Here is a 24,409-nt window from a genome sequence, read left to right as displayed (position 1 = left end):
TGATTGGATAGAATATTGTATCGTAAAAGCCTTTTTCTCGTATTCATTTTATAACCAATCTTGAATCTAGAAAAGAATAACCAATGCGCTCTTCTGCATCAATTATACAATTACTCTTATCGCTTTTTCTTAACACCATACACATTTTTCATCTGCTCTTATTGTAAGATATCTTTTTTCTTAAAATACCAGATACAACCAACAATCGTAATGAGTGATAAAGCAATCACGAAAAGATAGCCATAGCGCCATGTTAATTCCGGCATAGTCGTAAAGTTCATGCCATACCATCCAACAATCAATGTAAGAGGTAAAAAGATGATGGTTACGATCGTAAAAACATACATCATACGGTTTAGATTCAAATCATATTGTGACTGCTGCAATTCGCGTACTTGTATGATGTAATCTTTTAGCATTTGCACGCTTTGTTCATAGCGTTGCACACGATCGGCAAAAATACGAATATGATGCAACTGATCTTTTTGAAATAGATCATTTTCATCTTGTTGCAACTCCTCGGCGATATCCATCATTTGCGCAAAGTAATGTGACAGCATCGTGATTTCACGACGAATCTTCATGATATTGGCAGTCATCGTCACCTTTTGCATACTCAAAATATCTTCTTCCATCTGCATGATTGTATTCTCAATAGATTCAAATAGAGGATGCATAGGTGCCAAAACACTTTCTAAAAGAATAGCCAAAACATGTTCTAGGCTATAACTGGTGTTTGGTATTAACTCTAACCTGTGTTGAAATCGCTGCAATGCTTTTTCATCTTCACAAACTAGTAAGATGAGGTTCTTTTTAAAATATACACCAATATGAATAAAAGAAAGTTCTTCATCCTGTTTTATAATTTCATGCACAAGACCAAAGCAATAACCAAAATAAGCATCTAACTTATTAACCGTATGCTGATGATGTTCTTTCAATTCCCGCAATGTCTGTGGGGCAAAGCCAAAATGGGCAAGTAATGGTTCCATTTCCGCCATGCGATATACGCCTGCACATAACACGGTATCATTGACATCATCTAGTGTAATAGGAATCATTTTTTGTTCTAATCGATACAGCATATTGACACCTCATTTCTGATATGAATATAAGAGCATAGCACTAAATAATAAGACGATTCCACTTCCCTGCATTCCTGTACACGATTCTTGCAAGATTAGAAAAGATAGTAATATAGCAGTCAACGGATCGAGATAACTATATAATGCACTACGTGCTAAAGCTAAGTGAGCCAATGCATGAAAATATAAATAATACGCCAATGCAGTATGAACAATACCAATGCATAACAACCAGGGAAGTTGGGCTAACGATATATGTAACATGGTGGTATCTTTACTTATTACTAAATATATGCCAAGTAGGATGGCCGCAATCGATAACTGCCAACTTGTCAATAATAATCCAGGCATTGGCTTTCGAAAACGTTGTAGTAATAAAATCATTGCATAACAGAAAGCAGCACATAATCCCATAATCACACCACGTAAGTTAAATGCACTTTGTGGTTGCCATGAAATGAGAATACAGCCAATCAAGGTTAATATAAAACACCCTATTTGACGTTTGGTAAGTGGCTCATGAAAGAATATAAAAGATAATAACAAAGCCAATATAGGAGCTGTATAATACAGCATGGTTGCTATGGACACACTGACATAACGATAGCTTTCAAATAAAAAAATCCAATTACCGGCTAACGCAGCTGCAGATAGCACCATAAGCTTTCTTTCACCTTTCGCTAAAGAATGCGTCTGTCGTTTAAAAAGGAGCATAATTTGCAATACGATAGCTCCCAACAAGGTTCTTGAAAAAGCTATGGTGGCACTGGATGTTGCTACATTGCGTACAAATGGAGCAAGTGTGCCAAAGATGATCATTGCTAAGATCATCTCATAATCACTACGTTGCAGTCGCTTAAACATCCATAAATCCTTCTAAAGCATGATAGACGATATATTCTGCATAAGTATCCATTGCACAATATTGTGTTAACTCCTCATAGATTTGTTGTTTCTTAGTACCTTCACTTTCTTGATACTCCCGCCATTTTGCTACCGCATCTAATCCATAAGAAATGGCCAAATCTTCATAATGATAAGAACTGAAAATCGGCACCAACGTCTTTAAAGAAAACAGACCTGCCATACGTACATCATAAACATTTCCGGTGGAAAAAGGCAGGGATAAATCCACCATGCGTTCCCATATCTGCATCAAAGCTTTTTCATATTGCGGAAACTGTTGGGCCAATTGTACCAAGCGCAGTTTCTCAGCCCCCTCCATATTATAGACTAAAATCGTTCCCGTTTTCGGTACACTTGCTAACAAAGCTTCTATAAAGGCAAGGCGACAATCTTTCTCACCGATAAAACCAGTATGTTGTAATGTCTTTCCTTTTTCCTCTTCAACATGGAGGCTGAACTGAAAGGTCAAAACATCAAAAGGCTTCATTCCTTCATAAGGTGGAAAGGCATACGTTTCCCATTCAAAATCCAGATAAGAAAGGGGATAACTGATATGATCTTTGCGCCAAGTTTTTAAGGCGGCAACATCCACATACAGCCCGCCATATGTATCCGCCATGATCTGGGCATATTGATGGCGTGTTCCTTCAATACGATCAAGATCGGCATCCTTTAAACGTTGGATTCCCTCTTCTTTCATCGCATATTTATGCTGTGATTGAACTAGATTAGTAATAGCGCCAGGTTGACTTTCTTCTTGAAAACATTCTTTATAAAAAGAACATTTATTTCCTCTAGTACAAAACGATGTCCGCTTTGGTTTTATCTCATCCAATGCATCTAATATACGCATATTCTCAAGCAATGGGCGAATATCTCGCAGTTTCATTTGTACAAGCTGAAAAATATTTTTACCAGGGCGATTATGTGAATTATAAAAATGATCACTGATGGTAAGTAATGCATGTACATCTAATGTTTTTCCCCGTATATACTCCGCATTCAAATGAATGGCATAGATTTCATCTATTCTAATATCCAACAATTGCAACACCGCAATGATATCGGCGATATATTGAGCTTCCTGTTCCTTAGGGTAACAGCTGCGATAACTCATATACAGGATGGTCTTACCTTCCTCCTGTATAAGTACAGGAACTTTGATACGTAAATCTTCATATGCAAAACGGGCATTGACCAATGGCTTTTTCTCTGCGAAAGCCTGCAACGCTAAAGCAGGATCATCATTTGCCTGTCCTTCAAAACAATCATTTGGCAACAACAGACGTTCTTTCATCAGCGAAGTCATACTTTCTGTATATTGCACATAAGGAGTAAATGACTTTTGAACTCTTCTACTTAACCAAAACAAACGTTCACAACGTTCCATCTTTTTTATATCGGTAATATGATACATTTTATTTCTCCACACTTTCTCTATCTTGTATTATATCATAAGTTGGAACCTTCGTTTCATGATATTGTCGAAACATGTCTTCTACAATATGTTTTAGTTCCGCTTTTAAAGAGAGGGGTTTTCTTACTTCGACCTGATTACCCAAAGATAACAGAAACTGCATAGCTGGAATTTTCCCTTCCATGATCGTTGTGAAATGTAAAACATGTTCATCTATCCATTCACCTTTCGGATCGATGCCAATCATTTTTTCACTTACTAACAAAGCACTCTCACCATGTATCAATACATCCAATTCATAAACCTCATTACGAATAAGACCCTTTTTGCCAATATGCTCACTTACTTGAAAATCAGCATCCCGCTGAAATTTCACATCACTTACTTGCACTTGTTTCATACGCTCTTCACTAAACTTAAAATTTCGATAATCCTTTGCCTTCAATGAATATGCTAAACAATAATAGCTCCCTGCATCGTTCAAGATTTCATATGGATGAATACGTACCTTTTCAAAATTTTTAGCATGCATTCCTTTATATACAATATCAACAGCAAGTTGATCATTACGAGCACCATCCATTCGCATGATAAATTCCTTTAACATTGGATTAAGTAATGGGGTATTGCCCTTCACATAAATACCGCCTTCCTTTTTTTCCATAGTAAGCGTTGCCATTAATTTATCCATCGCAGATAAAAATTGTGGCAACAGCAAAAAATCATCATGACTCTTCATATAGCTGATCGCCTCACTCACCGCCTTAACCTCTTCTTGCCGTAAACCGACAATTGGAAAAAGACAGGATGCATCCAGCTGATAACCGCCATATTTGCCGGTCGTGCTAATGATGGAATAGCCTGCCTCTTCAAGTTCTTTGCGATATTCGGATACATTGCGAATATTTGTATCTAATAATGTCGCTAATTCTTCTCTTGATAAAAAACCTCTTGCTTTTAATAATTGCAACATTTGAATACAGCGTGCACTGCGTTTCATTTCCTCTCATCCTTCCCATTAGGAACGTATGACCTTTGGATGATAGTCCAATGGACTATAGCGGGATGGAAAAGAACCAAAAACCGGTTCAACTTCTTTTTTCTTTGGTACGATACCTTTGGGTGCTAAAGCCGCCACGACTTCACCTATTCCATTTTCTAACGCAAAACCTAATGCCTCTTCCGTGTGATATGCTCCTGCTTCTAAAAATGCCAGAACAGCATCTACATTACGCGTATAGACAGCATGTAATAAGATGGGATAGCCATTGAAAATCCAATTGGGATCCGCCCCAAAATCTAAAAGTTCCTTGATTCTTTCCGTTTCCTTGTTCCAAACTGCATTTAATAATTCCTTTGCCATTTTTCTCTCGTTTATCATATAGCCTCAACCTCTTTCCTTATCTTTACGGCTATATCATAAACCACATTGTTACATTATTTGTGTAATAATATAAAAATAGTATAAACTTTTTTTTATTATCTGTACAGCAAAAAAATCTTCCTACAATTCATATATAGAAAGATTTATTTTATATTTACTTAGTTTTCATTTTGTCCTGCAGCATTGGTTCCATTGGTATTGTTGGCATTTGTTTTACCATTATTATTCACATCACCATTTTGATTCCCACTTGTCGTATTACCGGCATTGGGATCGTTTGTTTTGGCATTTCCATATGCACCATCACTTGTTGGCGTATTGGTCGTATCTTTGGCGCTTGTTCCTGCATTTACTCCACCACTTGTATAACCATCAAATGTTGTTAAGACATCGTTCATATCAGCATTTGGGTCATATAACAGTAAGAAATTTCCATTTACTTTTGCTCCATACTCCATTTCTTTATTTTTGATATTTACTCGTACTTTACCTTTTTCTCTAGCCTCTTTTAAGACTTTTTTCATGTTTTCATCATTACTTTTTACACGATATAGATAAGCTGTTTTGCCATTCACCTCAAAGCTTTTTCCTTCATATGCCGCAAATTCCATATTTTTGATTGGCTGCATATTCTCAAGCTCAACTTTTTTGTTATTGAAGAAGCTCATGACATTGTCAATGCTGTCATCAATATCATTTTTTACATCATTTGCAACATCACCGGTATCACTTTGATTTTCCTTACCAGTGGTTTCATTGTTATTACTGCTACAGCCTTGTAATATACCTGTGAACAGAAATGCTGCCAGCAATACTTTCATTGTTTTTTTCATTACTGATTCCTCCTTGTCAATCTTTAGTATGCACAGGGCTTTTTACTTTATTCCTCAAGCAGCCATGGATATTTATTTCGCAATGCTTCTATCACACGCAATGCAGAAACATGTTTATCTTTAACCTCTAACATGATATCAACTTCCTCTTTTTGTAAATCTTTGCAGAATTCCAAAAATGTCTCTATGTCAATAGATGAGGCATGGGCACCGGCACGTTTTAACGGATCCTGTTCGCTGTAATGCATCTTCATGCGCCCATCAACGGATTTCCAAGTCTGCTTTACCAACGCTAGACATTGTTTTTCATTAAGATTGGTAAGAGATGGATTTAATTTATGATGCAAATTATCGAAGACCACCGGTATCTGGATTTTTTCCGCGATCCATAAGACATCCTCTAATGTATAATAGCGATCATCATTTTCAATGATCAAACGTCGTTTGATTGTCTCATCCAATTCTCGATATTCTGCCATAAAACGTTTCATCGCTTCCTGTTTATCGCCATATACCCCACCCACATGTAACACCATCTTATGCGTGGCATCCTCACATAAAAGATCCAAAAGCGCACAATGATATTGTAAATCAACTATCGCTCTTTGTACCACTTCCGGATTAGGAGAATTTATAATCGTATATTGTCCAGGATGCATAGAAACCCGCATATCATAGCGTTTAATTTGTTCTTGTAAGAAAGTAAAGGCTGACTGAAACAAAGTCTGCCAGTCAACACTGTTGATAGGACTAGAGCCAAAAGGTATGATGTCTGAACTAATGCGAAACATTTTAATTCCCTGTTGATGATTATATGTCAGAATATTTGATAAAGCGGTTAAATTGTGATCTATCAGTTCTATTAAACGCAACTCACTCGCATTTTTTGCGATACAGCTACGCATTTTTGTATCATCCTGTAATGCCAGTGTACAAGCATATCCAATTTTCATCTTATCACCTATTGTTAGGATGGCTCTTGTATGGCCCACTATTCTTGTCAAAATTCTTTGTTTCCTGTATGATAATACCAAATAGAAAGGTGATTACAATGAAGAAGAAATATATCTTTTTTGATATTGATGGTACATTAACCGACAATGCTACTAAAAAAATCGTACCTAGTGCTCAGAAAGCACTAGATGAGCTGCAAAAAAACGGACATTTTGTGGCGATTGCCACAGGGCGTGCACATTATAAGGCACGACCCTTTATGGAAAGCGTCCATCTGCATAACATGGTTTGTTGCGGAGGAAATGCACTCGTAGTAAACGATGAACTTATCCAAAACATTCCCTTAGATCGTGAACAAAGTATTACCTTATATCATCAAGCAATCAATGCTGGATATGGTGTATTAGCAATGCTAGATGATTCTATTGACCTTTATGGGATAGATGACACGTTTGTAAAACAATGTGGAGAACGTCAAGAACCTACACGCTATGTGTATGATCAAAACTTTCGCATTGAGGATGCAAAAGATATTTATAAACTATATATCTCCGTACCTATTGATGAAGAAGATCGCATTCCTTTATTAAAAGAAGTCGGCCAACTCCGCTTCGTCGATGCTTACTTAACAATTCAACATGACCGAAAAAAAGATGGTATTATAGACATGTTGCGCTATATTGATGGAAAAGCTGAAGATGTTGTTGTATTTGGTGATGATACAAATGATTTGGTCATGTTTGATTCACAATGGACAAGTATCGCGATGGGAAATGCTAAAGAAGTCTTGAAGAAAAAAGCGGATTATGTGACAGATACTAATACACGTGATGGAATATGGAAGGCTTGTAAAAAGTTTGGGTGGATTGCATGAGACATGAGAAACAAACAACAGATGTTTTGTATGTACAAGACTGTTATCTTCGTTTGCTACGAAAAGAAGATGCCGCCATGTATTATGAGAAAGGTTTTGCGCAAGAAGATGAGGAAGTGAGACGTTTTACCGGAACGACACAAACGTTTAGCAAAAAGATGATCTACGATTATGTCGAACGTATTGCTGAAGCTGATGATCGCTATGATTTTTTAATATTTACATATCAAGACGAGTTAATTGGGGAAGCTGTTTTAAATGACATTGATTGGGATGCTAACATGGCTGGTTTTCGAATTGCTTTATTTTCAAGCACACAAACAAATAAAGGCATCGGTAAACAGGCCGTAAAAGCTGTTACGGATTTTGGATTGTATACCTTACAGCTTCATCGCATTGAACTGGAAGTGTTTGATTACAATCCTCGTGCCCAACATGTGTATGAATGTTGTGGCTATCAGATAGAAGGACGAAAAAAAGATGGCTTATATTATGATGGCAGTTATCACGATATTCTTATCATGGCTATCCTTCATCCATAACAACCACTATGAAAATAAAAAAACATCCAGATAGGGGATTCGCTTGGGAATATCAACGCTTACCAGTACAGACCTTTCTATTTGGATGTTTTTTATATCTTTATCGCTTACTAAGAACTTAACAAATACTTTTTGACGGATGGTCTTGAACTAAGAAATCCGGTTTTTTCATATCCCATAAAAACCAACCAAACAGTAACACACCTTTAAAAATGGAGCTTATGGTAATGGCCCACCAAACACCGTTTAAACCAAGCCCATTTCCCAGCAACATTGCCAAAGGTATACGAGCGGCCGTCAAGGTTACGGATATAATCGAAGGTGGCAATGTCCTACCTAAACCATTAAAAGCACCGGCAGTAGTAATTTCCATACACATAAACAATTGGGAGAAACCTAAGATACGTAAATAATCTACGCCCATCCAAATGACTTTTGGTTCATTGATGAAAATCTGAAAAATAAACTGCGGAAATAAAAGCAATATCAAATTACAAAGGATGCCCCAGCTTATCATCAATCTCATAGACAAACGATATCCCTTGCGAATACGCTGTGCATTATGCGCACCATGATTTTGAGCTACAAAGCTATTTAAAGCAGCGGCATAGCCTTCCGCACTCATCCAAGAAATGGATTCTATCTGTGAGCCAACCTTTTGCACTGCAACGGCTGCATCACCCCAACCGGCAATAAAGCGTGCTATCACCATAGAGATGCTGCTAAACAACATACTTTGTAATCCAATAGGCAGCCCAATACGAAATATTTCCTTCATTTCTTCCTTGTGTATATGTGAAAGAATATGTACTTGTAAAAAAATAAGTGTATCTTTTCTTATTGCCATGAGAAATAATAGACAAACAATCATTTGGGCCATTACTGTAGCTATAGCTGCCCCACGCACTCCCATCGCCGGTATCCCACCAAAACCAAAGATAAAAATAGGATCTAAGAGGATATTCATGAGCAATCCCAAAGCGGTCACTATAAAGGAAGTCTTAGAATTTCCCATGGCTGTCAAAATACCCGTGAATATCTGATTAAGAAATGAGAAAATCACCAGGCCACAGGTGATGATTAAATAACTTTGTGCATCGCCTGCTACCTGTGCACTGTTTAATTTAAAAAAGCCAATCATTTGCCGTGAAAAAACGACCGTGACAAAACCAAATGCCAATGCGAAAACAATGCCCATCTGTATGGCACTTTGGGCATAACATGCTGCCTTGTTTTGATCTTGTGCGCCTAAAGAATGTGCAACTTTGACCTGAGCACCCATCTTGGCTAAGGTGACTAGGCCATTGGAAAGCCACATGAACATACCGGCAGCACCGACAGATGCCACAGCATTTGCCCCGATTCTGCCAATCCATAACATGTCGGTAAGATTATATGCCATTTGTATCAAACTGGTTGCCATGATAGGTAGTGCTAATGAGCTTAATGCCGGAAGTATCGCACCATCTAACAAATTTACATATTTCTTCATTATATCCCTCAATTCTATAGTGTGGTTATAGTACCATACCTAGAAGGTTTTTAGCAATTCTTATACTGGAATTATTATCACAGGTGATGTCTTATAAGAACTTCATCGATTTCCTATGAGCTTCTTTTCATGAAAACGATTGAGGATAAAATAAAGCATGCATAGCTAAGAAATTCTTAAACTAGCATGCTTTGTGCGATTACTGTTTATCAGTTTATATTTGCATCAGAAGGCAAAGCGAATTGCACGATAGCTTTAAATAAGTCCCCATCTACTTCAATATGGAATTGACCATTTTGAATCTCCGTAAAGCTTTTAACGATTGCCAAGCCTAAACCACTTCCTTCTCCATGACGAGAAGAGTCACCTCGTTGAAAACGTTCGACAATTTGCGTTTCATCAAAATTTAATGGTTCCGCGGATATATTTTTCATGGTGATTATCACCGTTTCATTTTCTGCTTTCACCATCACATAAACTCTTGTATTGGCCAATGCATACTTCCCGATATTGATAAATAAATTTTCAAAAATTCGCATGGTTTTATCGCCATCTAACGCAACCAAATATTGTTCTTGATCAAAGCTAGTAATGACCTGTAAATGCTTCTCTTGTAATAATTCACTACATTCAGCTTGTGCTTGTTCGATTAATGCTTTGACATCTAACTCCATAAGATTTAACTGAATGTTTCCACTATTAACTTTACTAACCTCAAATAAATCTTCAATCAGACGACTTAAACGCTGTGTATATTGAGCAAGCATTTGTACATATTGTGTTCTTGTTTCTTCTGACAATGTCGTATCTTGCAACAATTCAACATAATTTCGCATACCGGTCAATGGTGTTTTTAAATCATGTGATACATTACTGATAAGCTCCGTTTTCATTAACTGCGATTTTGTTTCTTCACGCACAGCTTTTTCAAAACCACTGCGCACTTGGGTTAATTCCTGTTGTAGTTCTTTAAATACACCATCTACATGTGTATATTCATAATCAAAACGTCCTTCTTCCATCGCCTTTGCATTCTCTAGTAATTCTTGATACTCTAATTTTACCTCTTTCAACTTATCACGCAGCCAAAAGAAAAGAGCAATTGTATATCCAAAGGAAAGGATGATACCAAATCCCTGCAAGGAACAAAAGATAATAACGATTAGCAAATTTATCAATAGCAGTTTGATCAAACTCTGATTCAATTTATCTAGTTCTACATCTGCTAAAGCATTAACATAATGCTTAAAACGCCGAATGATACTGCCAATGAAGGTGCCCTCTTTCAAATAGCGAATCACACCATGGGCAATTATATACTTTAGCAAAAAGAAAATGATTGATAAATAAGCAAATAACAACATCCATGCCGCAAGGTTCGCAAGTAGGCTTATGCCATCCCACATTTCATATCGTAACAATATTTCAGCCAATAAGCCATTCATCGTATAATTAGAAAGCACCACTACACCCATGCAGCCAAAGGTAATCAGGCAACAGGCTAAAATGGAATTGATTTCAAACTTGATTTGCACAAAAATTTTGAACGGTTGACATTGTTCTACGATACGAATCGGTACTAGAAGTATGAATAGAGCTAAAATACAAGCACCTACTCCCATAGCGATAAACACGTAAGGAGTATATTCATATCTGTCATAAATTGTATCATAAACATACATACCATTATTTGTTAATTTCTCAGGGATGCGTATAACAACTGTAAAATCATTACGAAAAGAAACCTTTGCATCATTTTTTTGATCATATAAGGAAGGATCCCGGATAAACGTATTCATACAATCCACCAAATAATCTTTAGCACCATTCGTATAGTTACCAAAATCTCCGCTCAGCTGTAAAGAACCATCTTTCTTAAAAGTTCCTATGCCATAAAACATACTATCATTTTCACTTAAATCATCCTTGACATTCGCTGCTAATCGTTTTTTTGTATTTGCATCATAAACGATATATTGTACATTTTCATCATTTTGGAAACAGGAGACTGCTCGATCCATCAAGCTTATATACTCATCTTCAAAATGACTTTTTTCAGGAAAATTTGAAAACCTTGGATAGGACCATTGTTCATCCGCAAATTGATTCATACTGAGTGCATAGAAGAACAATTCATCTCCCAGTACATTCTGAATGGTTTTATGCATATTCTCTTTATCCATTTTAGATGATGGATAAAAACTGCATATAGTTATGCTGATCACACTGAGCAACATGATCCATACACTTAAAAATATTCTTTTTTGCTTCATGCTTTTCACCTATCCTTTTTCAATTTTATATCCTACGCCCCATACCACTTTCAAATATTGTGGCTGACGAGGATTCACTTCAATTTTTTCACGCAATTTACGAACATGTACCATGATTGTCTCTGTATTGATGGCTTCTTCTTCCCATACTTGCTCATAAATCTGTTTTGCAGAGTACACTCTTCCTGCGGATTCCATCAACAATTGAAGAATAGCAAATTCTTTCGGAGTCAATTTGACACGCCTGCCATCTACATATACATCCTTTGTATAGGTATCGAGTTCTAATCCGCCGACACAGAAACGATGGGGATTTTTCTCTGTTTTATCTTGTTTGGATGCTGTTTGTAGCGATAATATTTGTTCATACCGGCGCAATTGAGAACGCACACGTGCTAATAATTCCATTGAGCCAAAAGGTTTTGTGACATAATCATCCGCTCCTATATTTAAACCATTGATTTTATCGATATCCTCTGATTTCGCGCTTAAAAAAATCACCGGGAAATCATAGTTTTTACGCAATTCCATCGTCATAGTGATACCGTCCATGATCGGCATCATGATATCTACGATTGCCAAATGTACATCATTGGTATGAATCAAGTCAAGTCCTTCTTTTCCATTTTCCGCTAACAACACTTGATAGCCCTGATTCTTTAGATATATTGCGATTGCCTCGCGGATTCCTTGTTCATCTTCAACAACTAATACGGTATGTTCCATATGTTTCAACGCCCTCTCTTATTTACTTGTTCTATTTTAACCGATTTCTATTCACTTGGAAAGCTTAGATATTCCTATGCAGAAGAAATCCTGCAAACGTGCATACCGTACAGATGCAGTATACAAATAGTTCCATCTTATCCCTCCCACCGTTTTTGTTGCTGTATCATATAGCGCTGTAAGGTGGTTTTTATCATAAAGCCAACTGCCATTGCCAATACGATACCATCCATTGTATCAATCGTTCTTAAAAAGGGGGTAGATGCAATGATGATACATAAGGCAATCGTAAACAGTATACAGATGATGGCAAAACTAATTTGTTTTCTTTGTTTTTTCATCTTCATCTCCTCTTTCTTACTGTTATCAGTATGAAGGATAGTTCTTATCAACTGTTGAAATAAAATCTTAAAAATTTCTAAACAATGACATAACGAAGATGAATTATGATACTTCCTTGCGTTTTTATTATTCTCCATCAGCTAGAATCCTTGTATGAACGTAAAACCAACCTAAATTTCGGTATCATAGATTAGATTACTTAAAAGACCAATATTAAATTCAATCTCATATAAAAAAAGACACAACAAGTAATTTGTTTGTATCTTTCTTCTTACTATTTAAACGCATTCTTGAATTTTTCAAATGGACTTTCATGATCTTTACGATTACGTATCTTCTCATATAATTCCTTCTCTTCACGAGAAAGCTTTTTAGGTATTTCAACTGTGATTTCCACATACTGATCACCTTGCGAACCTCTAGGTGATTTTACACCCTTACCTTTCAAGCGGAACTGTTGTCCATATTGTGTACCTGCCGGTATGGTTAATTCTACATCACCATACACTGTTGGAACATCAATCTTACAACCTAACGTCGCATCAATCGCACTGATTGGTACACTGATTCTTATATCATTGCCATCACGGACAAACTGATTATGACGAGTAACTAAGATTTCGATATATAAATCACCATTAGGACCGCCATTTACACCACGTTCACCTTTGTTTGGCACACGAACCTGCTGACCAGATTGAATACCTGCCGGAATCTTAATATCCAGCTTTACACGCTTATGCTCATAGCCTTTTCCATGACATTTTGGACATTTGTGGGCAATCGTTTTCCCTGTACCATTACAATCCGGACAAACCGTTTGTGATTGGAAAACACCAAATGGTGTACGCTGCTGCTGAGTTACAGTACCTGTACCACCACAACGACTACAAGATTTCACATCAGATTTACTGCGTGCACCGCTGCCCATGCATTCATCACATTGTTCATCCACATCAATTGTAATCGTTTCGGTTTTACCAAAGATAGCATCCATGAAATCAATGCGCATTTGCATGAAACGATCATTTCCCTTACGTGGTCCATTGCTGGCACGGCGACTTCCACCGCCAAATCCTCCGCCAAAGAAAGAACCGAAGATATCGCTCAGATCTTCAAATCCACCGAATCCGGCGCCACCGCCAAAGCCCTGTGCACCATCCATACCGGCAAAACCAAACTGATCGTAGGTTGCCTTTTTCTGTGGATCGCTCAATACTTCATAAGCTTCATTTATTTCTTTAAATTTTTCTTCTGCACCCGGTTCTTTATTTATATCCGGGTGATATTTTTTGGCCATCTTACGATATGCCTTTTTTATTTCATCCTCGCTTGCACCCTTGCTTAATCCAAGGACTTCGTAATAATCTCGTTTTTCTGCCATGCTCATCACCTTCCTGAATTGCTTGTTATAAATAAATGATAAAATGTTCCATAAATATTCATGTTACATTTCTTCATACCGGGTTTTATTTTATCATACTTTGCCACAAATACCATTCTTTATTTTATTTATGACACATCATTCTCATTATGACAATAAACTCGCCATCCTATATTTTTAGATACCGTTTCTAACAACATACAAAACCTAGCGCAAGCACTAGGATTTGTAGTCGTCAAACATTTTATTTCTTTTCTTCAAATTCAGCATCTACGACATTGTCATCGTTAGCACCTTGCGCATTACCAGCATCGTTAGGATTTCCTGCCTGCTGCTGATACATCTGTGCACTAGCTGCCTGTGCTGCTTTTTCCAAAGCATCCAGTTTTTCTTTCACAGCTGCCATATCATTTTCATCCAGTGATTTCTGTAAATCATCACGCAATTTCTGTGTTTCTTCTTTCTGTTTTGCGTCAATCTTATCACCACTGTCAGCTAACATACCGTCAATCTGTGCAATAAAGCCTTCTGCACGGTTACGTAAATCAATTTCTTCTTTACGTTTTTCATCTTCTGCTTTGTGTTCTTCTGCTTCACGTACCATACGATCGATTTCTTCATCACTTAAACCGCTAGTATTCTGAATCGTGATAGACTGTTCTTTACCAGTACCCTTATCCTTCGCAGATACATGAACGATACCATTAACGTCAATATCGAAAGTTACTTCAATCTGTGGAACACCACGACGTGCTGGAGCAATACCATCCAGTTTAAACATACCTAATTCCTTGTTATCATTTGCCATTGGACGTTCACCTTGCAATACGCGGATATCAACGGCTGGCTGATTATCAGCTGCTGTAGAGAATACCTGTGATTTGCTTGTAGGGATAGTTGTATTACGTGGAATCAATACTGTCATGACACCACCCATAGTTTCAATACCTAAGCTCAATGGTGTAACATCCAGCAATAATACATCTTTTACATCACCCTGAATAACACCACCTTGAATAGCAGCACCCATAGCAACTACTTCATCAGGGTTTACTGAACGGTTAGGCTCTTTGCCTAAAGCATTCTTAACAGCATCCTGAACAGCTGGAATACGTGTAGATCCACCTACTAACAATACCTGATGGATATCGTTCTTTGTTAAACCAGCGTCACGCAGTGCGTTGCGAACAGGTTCCATTGTACGATCTACCAAGTGTTTTGTCATTTCATCAAATTTTGCACGTGTTAAAGTAGCTTCGAAGTGCAATGGTCCATCAGCACCAGCAGAGATGAATGGTAAAGAAATCTGTGTCTGTACCATACCGGATAAATCTTTCTTCGCTTTTTCACCGGCTTCTTTTAAACGCTGCATTGCCATTGTATCTTTACGTAAATCAACACCGTTTTCTTTCTTGAAGGTATCAACCATCCAATCAACAACAACGTTATCGAAGTCGTCGCCACCTAATTTCGTATCACCGTTTGTGGATAATACTTCAAAAGTACCATCTGCTAATTCCAGGATAGAAACATCAAATGTTCCACCACCTAAGTCATATACCAAAACTTTCTGTTCTTTTTCTGTCTTATCGATACCATAAGCCAAAGCTGCAGCTGTAGGTTCGTTGATGATACGTTCTACTTCCAAACCAGCAATCTTACCAGCATCTTTTGTAGCTTGACGCTGTGCATCGTTGAAGTAAGCAGGCACTGTAATAACCGCTTTTTCTACTTTTTCTCCTAAATAATCTTCTGCATAACCTTTCAAATACTGCAGGATCATCGCACTGATTTCCTGAGGTGTATACTGTTTTCCTTCCAATTCTACTTTTTCATTTGTACCCATTAAACGTTTTACAGATGAAACAGTATTTTTGTTTGTGACTACCTGACGTTTTGCGGCATCACCGACAATTCTTTCACCGTTTTTGTATGCGACAACAGATGGTGTTGTACGATTTCCTTCCGGATTTGTAATAACCTTACATTCTCCGCCATCCATCACAGCGACACAGCTGTTTGTTGTACCTAAGTCAATACCAATAATTTTGCTCATATGAATTTCCTCCTTAATTTATTCACTCACTTTTACGAGTGCTGCACGTAATACGCGATCTTTTAACATGTAACCCTTCTGCAGAACTTCAATGACCATACCGGATTCTACGCCTTCTTTGGCCTCCTGCATCAGTGCCTGGTGATAATTTGGATCAAATGGTTTATCCTGTGCTTCAATTACTTTGACACCTTCGTTTTCCAGAATGTGTACCAGCTGCTGATAAATCATCTCAAATCCTTTCACATAATTTTTGATATTAGGATCTTCAACCTTTACATCAAGTGCTCTTTCCAGATTATCCAATACCGGTAATACTTCAGTAGCGAATCCCTGGATACGATATTTTCGTACGTTGTCTGCCTCACTCTGCAAACGCTTCTTTAAGTTTTCTGCATCTGCATATGCCTTGAAATACGCATTTTTGCTGGCAGCAACTTCTTCCTTTAATTTAGCGACTTCTTCTTCTAATTCTTCAATGCGCTTGCGTTTTGAGAACTTCGCGCTTTTCTTTTCTTCAGCTTTGGCATCTTTTTTTGCTTCTTTATCATCTGCCTTCGCATCTTTGTTTACTTCTTTATCCGCTGCCTTTTCGTCTTTGCCAGCTTCTTTTACTTCTTCGGTTTTACACGCTTCTTTTTCACAGTCACATGTTGTTTCTTGTTGCAATTCTTTTTCTTCCTGCATGATGACCTCCTATGCTTCTTCCTGTCGATACAAATCTTCAAGAACCTTGCTCATATACTCCATCAAAGCAACGACACGGCTATACTGCATGCGGGTTGGACCAACGATCATCAGCTCACCTTCTTCATTGTCATTAACTTTGAACTTACTGCTGACAACAGCAACATCATTCATATGGATCAATTCGTTTTCACCGCCGATTTCAATTGCCATGTTGCCTTCGTGATTGGCAATCTGACGGAATAAAGAGCTGTCTTCCAACATCTTCATCAATTCCTTGAGCTTTTCGATATCTGCGAATTCCGGCTGGTATAACATATTGGTTTTACCGCTGCAATACACATGCTCCGTAGCGAATTTCATGAAAGCACTGACGAAGGCTTCAAACAAGACTTCATGTCGTGCGACATGACTAGCTAATAAAGGCTCAATTTCCTGCATGCGCTCCACGACCTCATTGATCGGTGTGCCGCTCAGCTTATCATTCAACAAATTGCAGCAGGTCTTGATATCGTCTATACTGACCTCGGTGTTAAAATGGAACGTTTTATTTTCCGTATGCCCATGGTCTGTAATAAAGACGGCGACTGCACTGCGTTCTGTCAAAGGAAATAGCTGAATGTGCTGCAAGGTTTGATACTTGCTTTCCGGTCCTAACACGACAGATGTTAATGATGTCATCTGCGATAGGATGTCACAGCTTTTCTTGACGATTTCATCCATTGAGTAATGGCGTTCCTTGAATACTTCCTGAAGAGAATTCTTAACTCCTTCATCAAGTTGCTTCTCCATCAGATGTTCAACATAGAAGCGATACCCTTTACTGCTTGGAATGCGTCCGCTGGAGGTATGTGTTTTTTCCAGCAAGCCGACATCCTCTAATGCAGCCATTTCATTTCGTATGGTAGCACTGGAACAAGTGAACTCTAACAAATCCATCAATCGCTTAGAGCCAACTGGTTCTGCTGTTCTGGTGAACTCATCAACAATTGCTTTAAATATGGATATCTGGCGATTTGTTAGCATGTCTTTCACTCCTTTCTAGCACTCCACCTCTATGTCTGCTAACAGTATATTCCTTTTTGTTAGCACTGTCAACACTTTAGTGCTAATTTCCTAAAAATCCTTTGCCATATGCCTCCTTTCTTAGAGGCAAAGGCGTTTGCATTTTAAAAAAAGCATGCTATACTTTCGCTGTATGTAATTCTATTATGAAAATAAGAAAGTTTTCTTATCAAAATCGTATACTAATAGAGAAGAAAGAGAAGGTTATTATGAATAAAATAATATGGAAAGATAATGAAGATATCGTAGCTGGGACAACGCTGCGAGATGCACAAGCAAAAGAAGATAACAATATGGCTTTACATGTGGGAGGAAACCTGACTGATGTAATTGCGAATCGCCAAAGATTAAGCGAGGATCTTGGTATTTCTCTGAATCAATGGGTATTTACGCAGCAGACCCACAGTGACCATATGCATGAAGTAACAAAGGCAGATGCAGGAAAGGGCAGCTTGCTTTATGTGGATGGTATTGCGGATTGTGATGCTTTATATACAAAAGAAAGTCATATTGCCCTTGGTGTTTTTCATGCCGACTGTGTACCGGTGCTGTTGTATGATCCATTCACCCACCTAATTGCGGCGATTCATAGTGGATGGCAAGGTACCGTAAAAGAAATCACACGAAAAAGTGTTGCCTATTTGCTCGCACAGGAAGGGGTACAGCCTGCCCATCTGCATGCCTACATCGGTCCTGCCATTAACTATCATAGCTTTGAGGTAGGTCAAGATGTCATTGAAAAAGTGCAGCAGATGAGCTTTGATACATCCGCTTATATCACCTATTTGCAAAATGGCAAGGCATTGGTAAACAACAAAGGATTAAATAAAGCCATGCTGTTACAGCTAGGTGTTCCCGAAGAACAAATAACGGTAAATAAAAACGATACCTTTCAGCCAAATGAAGCGCTGTTCAGCTATCGCAGAGATCATGACTGTGGCAGACATCTTAGCTTTATTATGATGAAACGTTAAATTAAAAGAAACAAAACCAGCCTTTACTTTCACTGAAAGTTCTGACTGTTTTTTTTTAAATGGATATTTTCTAACAATTGCTTTCTAGCTGTACCACTTTCTGACAACTATTCTTGGGCAGCCTCTGTTTTCGATTGACTGGTATAGGCACGATCAAAGGTCACAACCAAATAATAGGTATGCCCTTTCGCACTTACTTTTTCCGATAACATATCTAAGATGGTCTGGTTGCTCATCTTCACATGGAAAGGTACAACAACATCAAAAATTAAATTGGTGTGGGTTTCTCCAGGTACGATGCGGAAATCATGGATGGTTAGATCTTCATGAATCTCCTTTACAGATGTACGAATATAATCACGCAGTTCATTCGTTAAAGGATCATCAATATTGATGGGATCCATATGCAATACCATTTCCAATCCCATATTGTCTTTAAAATCACGCTCGATGTTATCAATCATATCATGGGACTTTAAGACATCTACTTTACAATCCACCTCTACATGAGCACTGGCAAAAGTGTTATGTGAGCCATAGTCATGGATCATCAAATCATGCATACCTAATACGCCCTCATAACTCATAATCTTTTGCTGAATCTTTTCTACCAAATCTTCACTAGGGGCCTGGCCTAACAATTCATCAAGAGCCTGTTTAATAATACCGGTTCCGGCAAATAGAATGAAAAAGGCAACGATTATGCCCATATAACCATCCAGATTAAAATGGATCAAAGGAGAAATAATAGAGGATAATAAAACCGCTCCGGTTGCCATAACATCACTGATACTGTCTGCTGCTGTAGCTTCCATGATGCTAGATTGCAGCAATCTGCCATATTTTTTATTATAGGAATACATCCACAGTTTCACCGAGATGGAAAACACCAAGATAACTAAAGACAGCCAGGAAAAGACGACTGCTTCCGGATGTAAAATCTTATCTAAACTTGTTTTAATTAATTCAAAGCCCAACAATAAAATCAGACAAGCCACCACCATACTGGCAATACACTCATAGCGTGCATGCCCAAAAGGATGTTTCTCATCAGCCGGTTTGCTGGATAACTTAAAACTAATCAAAGAAATCACAGAGCTTCCGGCATCCGACAGGTTGTTGATTGCATCGGCTGTGATAGAAACACTATGTGCTAAAGTACCGGCGATAAACTTAAAGACAAATAAAAGAATATTGTTGGCGATGCCTACCGTGCTTGTTAGATTTCCATAGGCACGACGAACCTTTTCATTTTCGATATTCTCATGATCTGGTATCATTTTTTTTGCTAATAATGCTATCATCATATCACCCTTTTTGTTTTCTGAGTTTATAGTTTACCATATTTTATGAAAAACGCAAAGTCCCTTCTTATTTCCTAAAGGTTTCCTGCAAAAGAACATGTGCCGATTAAGATTTGTATCTAACGTTGTTTCCCTCATGTTTTTTTCATGAACATCATACGATAGAATAGGTGATGTACATGAAGAAGCTTCTGCTTCCCTTCCTCTTATTTAGTTTCCTTATCACACTTTGCTTTGGCTCCTTGACCCTGCAATATGCACAACAAGGATTGACGATCTGGTTTGAAAAGTTGGTTCCCTCGATGTTTGTTACAATGGTACTGGTGAAATTTTTATATCACACACATGCGTTTGCTTTAGTTCCACTGCCTTTTCTTCCAACTTTGCTGAACATGAACAAAGCCGGTGTACAGCTGGTTCTTTGTACAATGCTGTTAGGTTTTCCCACCGGCTCACTGTTAATTGATGAAGCATATCACGAGCATACGTTATCCTTACCACAGGCACAGCGTTTGTTATATACCTGCTGTTTTGCAACTCCTGGTTTTGTCATTATGACTTGTGGTGTAGTATTTTATCATTCGGTAAAGATCGGTATTTTACTTTATGCAGCACAGTTATTCGCTGGCCTTTTTTTATTGTTTTTTACCCGTAAGCAAAGTGTTCAGGCAGCCTTGTCCCCTAGTGCTGCACAGCCCATGATGAAACAGTTGTCTATAGCTGTCAAAGAAAGCGGTCTGTCCTTATATATGATTGGTGGCTACCTCATGTTATTTCTAAGCATCAGCGGGGTGCTGCTCTCCTTTTTGCCCGAAGCTGTTGCACTGCCTTTGCGTATCAGTGCTGAATTTTCCAGTGGAGCTGTCTTACTCCAAAGTCTTCCTTATGCTCCCATACTAATCCAACTGCTGCTCTGTGTGCTGTTGTCCTTTGGCGGTTTCTGCGTCCATATGCAGATATTCTCTATGGTTGAGCATGTTCCTCTATCCTATGGCAAGTTTTTATTGTTCCGTTTGCTACAAGCCCTTTTTTCCTGCTTGTCCTTTTATATGCTGCAGATGTTGTTTTTATGATGTGCAAGTATTCGCATCTTTGCTTTCAAAAGTTGATACGTTATAATAAGAAGCAAGGAAGGTGATTATATGAAAATTGCTTGGATTGGTACCGGAGTCATGGGAAAAAGCATGCTGCTGCACCTTGTGCATGGCGGACATAGTGTTTCTGCATACAATCGTACCAAAGCGAAAGCATTGGATCTAGCCAAGGATGGTGTAAAGGTTTGTGACAGCATTGAAGAATGTGTGAGCGATGCAGAGCTTGTGTGTACCATGGTTGGCTATCCAAAAGATGTTGCGGAGGTTTATCAAAAAATCTTTTCGGCAGTACAAGCTAGTACTATCTTGATTGATTTTACAACCAGTTCTCCAAAGCTTGCACAACAGCTCTACAAAGAAGCTAAGAACCATGGTTTAGATATCTTGGATGCTCCTGTTTCCGGTGGAGATAGTGGAGCAAAAGCTGCCACTTTATCTATCATGGTTGGTGGAGATAAAAAAATATTTGAAACAGTTACGCCAGTTTTATCCCTACTTGGCAATAGTTTGCATTATATGGGAGAGGCTGGTAGTGGTCAGCATACAAAAGCCTGCAATCAAATCGCTGTTGCTGGTGCAGTCGCAGCCATGAGTGAAGCTATTGTTTATGCTGAACAAAATCATTTGGATGTAGAAACCATGTTAGAAGCAATCAAGGGTGGCGCTGCTGGAAGTTGGCAAATCGCCAATACCGCACCACGTGTCTTGCGAAAGGATTTTGCTCCTGGTTTTTATATCCATCATTTCATTAAAGACATGCATATCGTTCAAGAAGAAATGGCTGGCAAAGTTAATTTACCAATGCTGAATACAGTATGTGAGATGTATGAAGAATTAGCAAAAACCGAAGGAAACAATGGTACACAGGCTCTGGTTCATTATTATCGTACAGAGAAATAAACTATCAAAAGTCGCAAAAAGGTCAGAAGTTCTGACCTTTTTTATGCTTGCCATTTTACTGTTTCTTTTTTAAAGTGCTTTTTGATAAATAGCTTTAACATCCTCTTTGGTTAATGGTACAAAAGCAGCTTCTAAACCAGCACATGCTTTCTCTGCCATTACATCAAAGTAGCGATCATCCACAATGCCAACTTCGCGCAATGTTGTAGGAATGCCCATAGCTACAAAATATTCTCTGGTTTTTTGAATTGCCTGATGAGCAATCGTATAAGCATCTTCATCCTTTGACAGGTCCCAAACGTTGACACCGAATTCTTTAAACTTTTCTACAGTATTATCATTCAATACATGTTCCATCCAATGTGGTGTCAAAATAGCTAACCCTACGCCATGCGTAATATCGTAGTAAGCACTTAGCTGATGTTCCATAGGATGTACACTCCATTCAACAGCCTTGCCCAGCTTGATGAAATTGTTAATTGCCCAACTGCTTGCCCACATCAAGTTCGCTCTGGCTTCATAATCATCAGGTTTAGTGATTGCCTTCACACCAAATTCAATACAGGTCTTAAACAAACCTTCCGCCATACGATCCTGCATATATCCTTGCACATTTGAGAAATAGCATTCCATGATATGTGACATGATATCAGCTGTTCCGGCAGCTGTTTGATAAGCCGGAACACTAAAGGTATAAGTTGGATCTAGAATAGATGCTTTCGGACGCATATCTTCATGAGAAGTACCAATCTTATCATTGCTGTCCATATCGCTAATGACGGCAAAGGTATCCATCTCAGAGCCGGTAGCAGCTAATGTTAGAATGCTAACAATTGGTAAGACACTGACAACTTTGCTTGGATCTAAAACAATATCCCAAGCATCACCGCTATAGCTTGTTGCTGCAGCAATGACCTTTGCACAATCAATCGTAGAACCTCCACCGATTGGCAATACGACTTCAATATTTTCCTTACGGCATATTTCTACACCCTTACGTACGGTTGTAATACGTGGATTAGGTTCTACTCCTGCTAATTCAAAATACGTAATTTCGTTTTCCTTAAAAATAGCTGTAACATCATCATAAATACCATTGCGCTTAATACTGCCGCCACCATATACCAGCAATACACGCTTTCCATACTGTGAAACAATATCACCGATTTGTTTCACCTGTCCTTTACCAAAATAAATGGTCGTAGGTATTGTATACGTAAAATTTTCCATGTTTATCCTTCTCCTTTTTTCTTATTATACACCTCAACATCTCATCACTTCTATAGCTTTGACTATTTTATAAGAAATTTATGTATGCCTTTACATCATGGCTTTTCGCAAAGCGCGTACACGTTCTTCACTAACCACATCATAAGCCATTTCATGAGGTGCTGCAGCATAGGCATAGCTCACCTGCTTGCCGATAGTTGTAGGATCATTTTTCCATACCTTGCAAGAAGAGTGCAGCTGCTGAACCTTCGTTATCTCAATCAGATCTTTGGCATTCATTTCATTAACTCCGCAGCCTGCCAAGATTTCCATCTGAGAACCATAGGTTTCTTGTAGATGGGCCAGCATCTCACTTCCTTTTTCTACATTCGGCTGTCCTCCACTGGTCAATACGCGATCCACCCCTAAAGATATCAATTTCTCCATAGCCCCATCCATATCTTTCACACAATCAAAGGCACGATGAAAAACCGCACATTTCCCATAGGAATGGATCAAATCACACATGATACGAACAGCTTCTTCATCGATGGTTGCATCTTCCTTTAAATAACCAAAAGCCAAGCCATCCGCCCCATGTTCCAATAAAAGGGCTGCATCTTCTAACATAACTTTTTTCTCTGTTTCATTATAACAAAAACCTGCTCCACGTCCTCTTACCATGGCAACGATTGGGATTTGGCAATCACGTTTAGCCATGATTAAAGATGCCAGTGAAGGGGTTAATCCTCCCATATGTAAAGCCGAATTTAATTCAGCACGATCGGCACCACCGCGTTGAGCCGCACATACATCTTCATAACTGCCACAGCAGATTTCCAGCTTATAGCCCATATTCATATTCCTCCTGTCAATACAAGTGTATTGTATCGCAGGTGAGAAAGTGA

General features: G+C 38.3%; 23 protein-coding genes. 5 read left to right on the top strand and 18 right to left on the bottom strand.

All coding sequences use genetic code 11. The features are described 5' to 3' along the window. Window positions 1–158 precede the first annotated feature (158 nt). From KJS44_RS05575 to uvsE, 7 genes are all read right to left on the bottom strand, one after another. The gene (locus tag KJS44_RS05575; protein WP_008689003.1) at window positions 159–1,085 is read right to left on the bottom strand and encodes a magnesium transporter CorA family protein; all 927 of its coding nucleotides are present in this window, start codon (window positions 1,083–1,085) and stop codon (window positions 159–161) included. A 9-nt stretch (window positions 1,086–1,094) separates the two neighbouring features. Further along, window positions 1,095–1,949: a DMT family transporter gene (locus KJS44_RS05570; RefSeq protein WP_008689004.1), complete on the bottom strand. Its 855-nt coding sequence runs from the start codon at window positions 1,947–1,949 to the stop codon at window positions 1,095–1,097. After that, on the bottom strand, window positions 1,942–3,408 hold the full coding sequence (locus KJS44_RS05565) for a DUF2779 domain-containing protein (RefSeq protein WP_008689005.1): 1,467 nt from the start codon (window positions 3,406–3,408) through the stop codon (window positions 1,942–1,944). The genes KJS44_RS05570 and KJS44_RS05565 overlap by 8 nt, the downstream gene beginning before the upstream one ends. A 1-nt stretch (window position 3,409) precedes the next feature. Further along, complete coding sequence (locus KJS44_RS05560) at window positions 3,410–4,408, bottom strand: helix-turn-helix transcriptional regulator (RefSeq protein ID WP_008689007.1); 999 nt, start codon at window positions 4,406–4,408, stop codon at window positions 3,410–3,412. 18 nt (window positions 4,409–4,426) lie between these two features. Then, on the bottom strand, window positions 4,427–4,789 hold the full coding sequence (locus KJS44_RS05555; protein WP_008689009.1) for an ankyrin repeat domain-containing protein: 363 nt from the start codon (window positions 4,787–4,789) through the stop codon (window positions 4,427–4,429). A 161-nt stretch (window positions 4,790–4,950) separates the two neighbouring features. Continuing rightward, window positions 4,951–5,625, bottom strand: a complete 675-nt coding sequence (locus KJS44_RS05550; protein WP_008689011.1) for a hypothetical protein — start codon at window positions 5,623–5,625, stop codon at window positions 4,951–4,953. 47 nt (window positions 5,626–5,672) lie between these two features. Then, window positions 5,673–6,629 carry a UV DNA damage repair endonuclease UvsE gene (uvsE, locus tag KJS44_RS05545; RefSeq protein WP_008689013.1) on the bottom strand — a complete coding sequence of 319 codons (957 nt, stop codon included), beginning with the start codon at window positions 6,627–6,629 and terminating at the stop codon, window positions 5,673–5,675. A gap of 47 nt (window positions 6,630–6,676) precedes the next feature. Between uvsE and KJS44_RS05540 the strand changes: the two genes are divergently transcribed. Next, entirely contained in the window at window positions 6,677–7,453 is a 777-nt protein-coding gene (locus KJS44_RS05540; protein ID WP_008689014.1) for an HAD hydrolase family protein, read from the top strand. Continuing rightward, window positions 7,450–7,995 (top strand): GNAT family N-acetyltransferase, encoded by a 546-nt coding sequence (locus tag KJS44_RS05535; RefSeq protein WP_119957486.1) that lies wholly within the window; start codon window positions 7,450–7,452, stop codon window positions 7,993–7,995. Before KJS44_RS05540 ends, KJS44_RS05535 begins: the two co-directional genes overlap by 4 nt. 118 nt (window positions 7,996–8,113) lie before the next feature. On the opposite strand, the gene KJS44_RS05530 is transcribed toward KJS44_RS05535, so the two are convergent. The 8 genes from KJS44_RS05530 to hrcA form a co-directional block, all read right to left on the bottom strand. Further along, on the bottom strand, window positions 8,114–9,487 hold the full coding sequence (locus KJS44_RS05530; protein WP_008689018.1) for an MATE family efflux transporter: 1,374 nt from the start codon (window positions 9,485–9,487) through the stop codon (window positions 8,114–8,116). A 209-nt stretch (window positions 9,488–9,696) separates the two neighbouring features. Further along, window positions 9,697–11,760, bottom strand: a complete 2,064-nt coding sequence (locus tag KJS44_RS05525) for a sensor histidine kinase (protein ID WP_008689019.1) — start codon at window positions 11,758–11,760, stop codon at window positions 9,697–9,699. A 9-nt stretch (window positions 11,761–11,769) separates the two neighbouring features. Beyond that, complete coding sequence (locus tag KJS44_RS05520) at window positions 11,770–12,486, bottom strand: response regulator transcription factor (RefSeq protein ID WP_008689020.1); 717 nt, start codon at window positions 12,484–12,486, stop codon at window positions 11,770–11,772. Window positions 12,487–12,623: 137 nt separating this feature from the next. After that, window positions 12,624–12,827: a hypothetical protein gene (locus KJS44_RS05515; RefSeq protein WP_008689021.1), complete on the bottom strand. Its 204-nt coding sequence runs from the start codon at window positions 12,825–12,827 to the stop codon at window positions 12,624–12,626. 275 nt (window positions 12,828–13,102) lie between these two features. Further along, the gene (gene dnaJ / locus KJS44_RS05510) at window positions 13,103–14,212 is read right to left on the bottom strand and encodes a molecular chaperone DnaJ (RefSeq protein WP_008978936.1); all 1,110 of its coding nucleotides are present in this window, start codon (window positions 14,210–14,212) and stop codon (window positions 13,103–13,105) included. A 244-nt stretch (window positions 14,213–14,456) separates the two neighbouring features. Continuing rightward, window positions 14,457–16,268, bottom strand: coding sequence for a molecular chaperone DnaK (gene dnaK, locus KJS44_RS05505; protein WP_008689023.1), 1,812 nt, complete (start codon window positions 16,266–16,268; stop codon window positions 14,457–14,459). 18 nt (window positions 16,269–16,286) lie between these two features. Continuing rightward, a complete protein-coding gene (gene grpE / locus KJS44_RS05500; protein ID WP_008689024.1) occupies window positions 16,287–16,955 on the bottom strand; it encodes a nucleotide exchange factor GrpE in 669 nt (222 codons plus the stop codon). A gap of 9 nt (window positions 16,956–16,964) precedes the next feature. Next, entirely contained in the window at window positions 16,965–17,981 is a 1,017-nt protein-coding gene (gene hrcA / locus KJS44_RS05495) for a heat-inducible transcriptional repressor HrcA (protein WP_008689025.1), read from the bottom strand. Window positions 17,982–18,229: 248 nt separating this feature from the next. On the opposite strand from hrcA, the gene pgeF reads away from it, so the two are divergent. Continuing rightward, window positions 18,230–18,994 carry a peptidoglycan editing factor PgeF gene (gene pgeF, locus KJS44_RS05490; protein WP_008689027.1) on the top strand — a complete coding sequence of 255 codons (765 nt, stop codon included), beginning with the start codon at window positions 18,230–18,232 and terminating at the stop codon, window positions 18,992–18,994. A 107-nt stretch (window positions 18,995–19,101) separates the two neighbouring features. Here the strand turns inward: pgeF and KJS44_RS05485 are convergent, their stop codons facing one another. Then, on the bottom strand, window positions 19,102–20,301 hold the full coding sequence (locus tag KJS44_RS05485) for a cation diffusion facilitator family transporter (protein WP_008689029.1): 1,200 nt from the start codon (window positions 20,299–20,301) through the stop codon (window positions 19,102–19,104). A 176-nt stretch (window positions 20,302–20,477) separates the two neighbouring features. On the opposite strand from KJS44_RS05485, the gene KJS44_RS05480 reads away from it, so the two are divergent. Both KJS44_RS05480 and KJS44_RS05475 read left to right on the top strand, forming a co-directional pair. Then, window positions 20,478–21,371 (top strand): membrane protein, encoded by an 894-nt coding sequence (locus KJS44_RS05480; RefSeq protein ID WP_008689030.1) that lies wholly within the window; start codon window positions 20,478–20,480, stop codon window positions 21,369–21,371. Window positions 21,372–21,440: 69 nt separating this feature from the next. Then, window positions 21,441–22,292, top strand: a complete 852-nt coding sequence (locus tag KJS44_RS05475; protein ID WP_008689031.1) for an NAD(P)-dependent oxidoreductase — start codon at window positions 21,441–21,443, stop codon at window positions 22,290–22,292. Window positions 22,293–22,361: 69 nt separating this feature from the next. On the opposite strand, the gene KJS44_RS05470 is transcribed toward KJS44_RS05475, so the two are convergent. Next, window positions 22,362–23,522, bottom strand: coding sequence for an iron-containing alcohol dehydrogenase (locus KJS44_RS05470; protein ID WP_008689032.1), 1,161 nt, complete (start codon window positions 23,520–23,522; stop codon window positions 22,362–22,364). A 90-nt stretch (window positions 23,523–23,612) separates the two neighbouring features. Continuing rightward, window positions 23,613–24,356, bottom strand: a complete 744-nt coding sequence (locus tag KJS44_RS05465; protein ID WP_008689033.1) for a copper homeostasis protein CutC — start codon at window positions 24,354–24,356, stop codon at window positions 23,613–23,615. Window positions 24,357–24,409 lie beyond the last annotated feature (53 nt).

The sequence above is a fragment of the Longicatena caecimuris genome, from assembly GCF_018406465.1.
GTDB lineage: Bacteria > Bacillota_I > Bacilli_A > Erysipelotrichales > Erysipelotrichaceae > Longicatena > Longicatena caecimuris.
The sequence above is the reverse complement of the archived record's forward strand: the minus strand, read 5'-3'. Positions and strand labels throughout refer to the sequence as shown.

Coding starts and splice junctions, on each gene's coding strand:
- KJS44_RS05575 (WP_008689003.1), bottom strand. CDS start 1,085: ATGCTGTATCGATTAGAACAAAAAATGATTCCTATTACACTAGATGAT.
- KJS44_RS05570 (WP_008689004.1), bottom strand. CDS start 1,949: ATGTTTAAGCGACTGCAACGTAGTGATTATGAGATGATCTTAGCAATG.
- KJS44_RS05565 (WP_008689005.1), bottom strand. CDS start 3,408: ATGTATCATATTACCGATATAAAAAAGATGGAACGTTGTGAACGTTTG.
- KJS44_RS05560 (WP_008689007.1), bottom strand. CDS start 4,408: ATGAAACGCAGTGCACGCTGTATTCAAATGTTGCAATTATTAAAAGCA.
- KJS44_RS05555 (WP_008689009.1), bottom strand. CDS start 4,789: ATGATAAACGAGAGAAAAATGGCAAAGGAATTATTAAATGCAGTTTGG.
- KJS44_RS05550 (WP_008689011.1), bottom strand. CDS start 5,625: ATGAAAAAAACAATGAAAGTATTGCTGGCAGCATTTCTGTTCACAGGT.
- KJS44_RS05540 (WP_008689014.1), top strand. CDS start 6,677: ATGAAGAAGAAATATATCTTTTTTGATATTGATGGTACATTAACCGAC.
- KJS44_RS05535 (WP_119957486.1), top strand. CDS start 7,450: ATGAGACATGAGAAACAAACAACAGATGTTTTGTATGTACAAGACTGT.
- KJS44_RS05530 (WP_008689018.1), bottom strand. CDS start 9,487: ATGAAGAAATATGTAAATTTGTTAGATGGTGCGATACTTCCGGCATTA.
- KJS44_RS05525 (WP_008689019.1), bottom strand. CDS start 11,760: ATGAAGCAAAAAAGAATATTTTTAAGTGTATGGATCATGTTGCTCAGT.
- KJS44_RS05520 (WP_008689020.1), bottom strand. CDS start 12,486: ATGGAACATACCGTATTAGTTGTTGAAGATGAACAAGGAATCCGCGAG.
- KJS44_RS05515 (WP_008689021.1), bottom strand. CDS start 12,827: ATGAAAAAACAAAGAAAACAAATTAGTTTTGCCATCATCTGTATACTG.
- dnaJ (WP_008978936.1), bottom strand. CDS start 14,212: ATGGCAGAAAAACGAGATTATTACGAAGTCCTTGGATTAAGCAAGGGT.
- dnaK (WP_008689023.1), bottom strand. CDS start 16,268: ATGAGCAAAATTATTGGTATTGACTTAGGTACAACAAACAGCTGTGTC.
- grpE (WP_008689024.1), bottom strand. CDS start 16,955: ATGCAGGAAGAAAAAGAATTGCAACAAGAAACAACATGTGACTGTGAA.
- hrcA (WP_008689025.1), bottom strand. CDS start 17,981: ATGCTAACAAATCGCCAGATATCCATATTTAAAGCAATTGTTGATGAG.
- pgeF (WP_008689027.1), top strand. CDS start 18,230: ATGAATAAAATAATATGGAAAGATAATGAAGATATCGTAGCTGGGACA.
- KJS44_RS05485 (WP_008689029.1), bottom strand. CDS start 20,301: ATGATGATAGCATTATTAGCAAAAAAAATGATACCAGATCATGAGAAT.
- KJS44_RS05480 (WP_008689030.1), top strand. CDS start 20,478: ATGAAGAAGCTTCTGCTTCCCTTCCTCTTATTTAGTTTCCTTATCACA.
- KJS44_RS05475 (WP_008689031.1), top strand. CDS start 21,441: ATGAAAATTGCTTGGATTGGTACCGGAGTCATGGGAAAAAGCATGCTG.
- KJS44_RS05470 (WP_008689032.1), bottom strand. CDS start 23,522: ATGGAAAATTTTACGTATACAATACCTACGACCATTTATTTTGGTAAA.
- KJS44_RS05465 (WP_008689033.1), bottom strand. CDS start 24,356: ATGGGCTATAAGCTGGAAATCTGCTGTGGCAGTTATGAAGATGTATGT.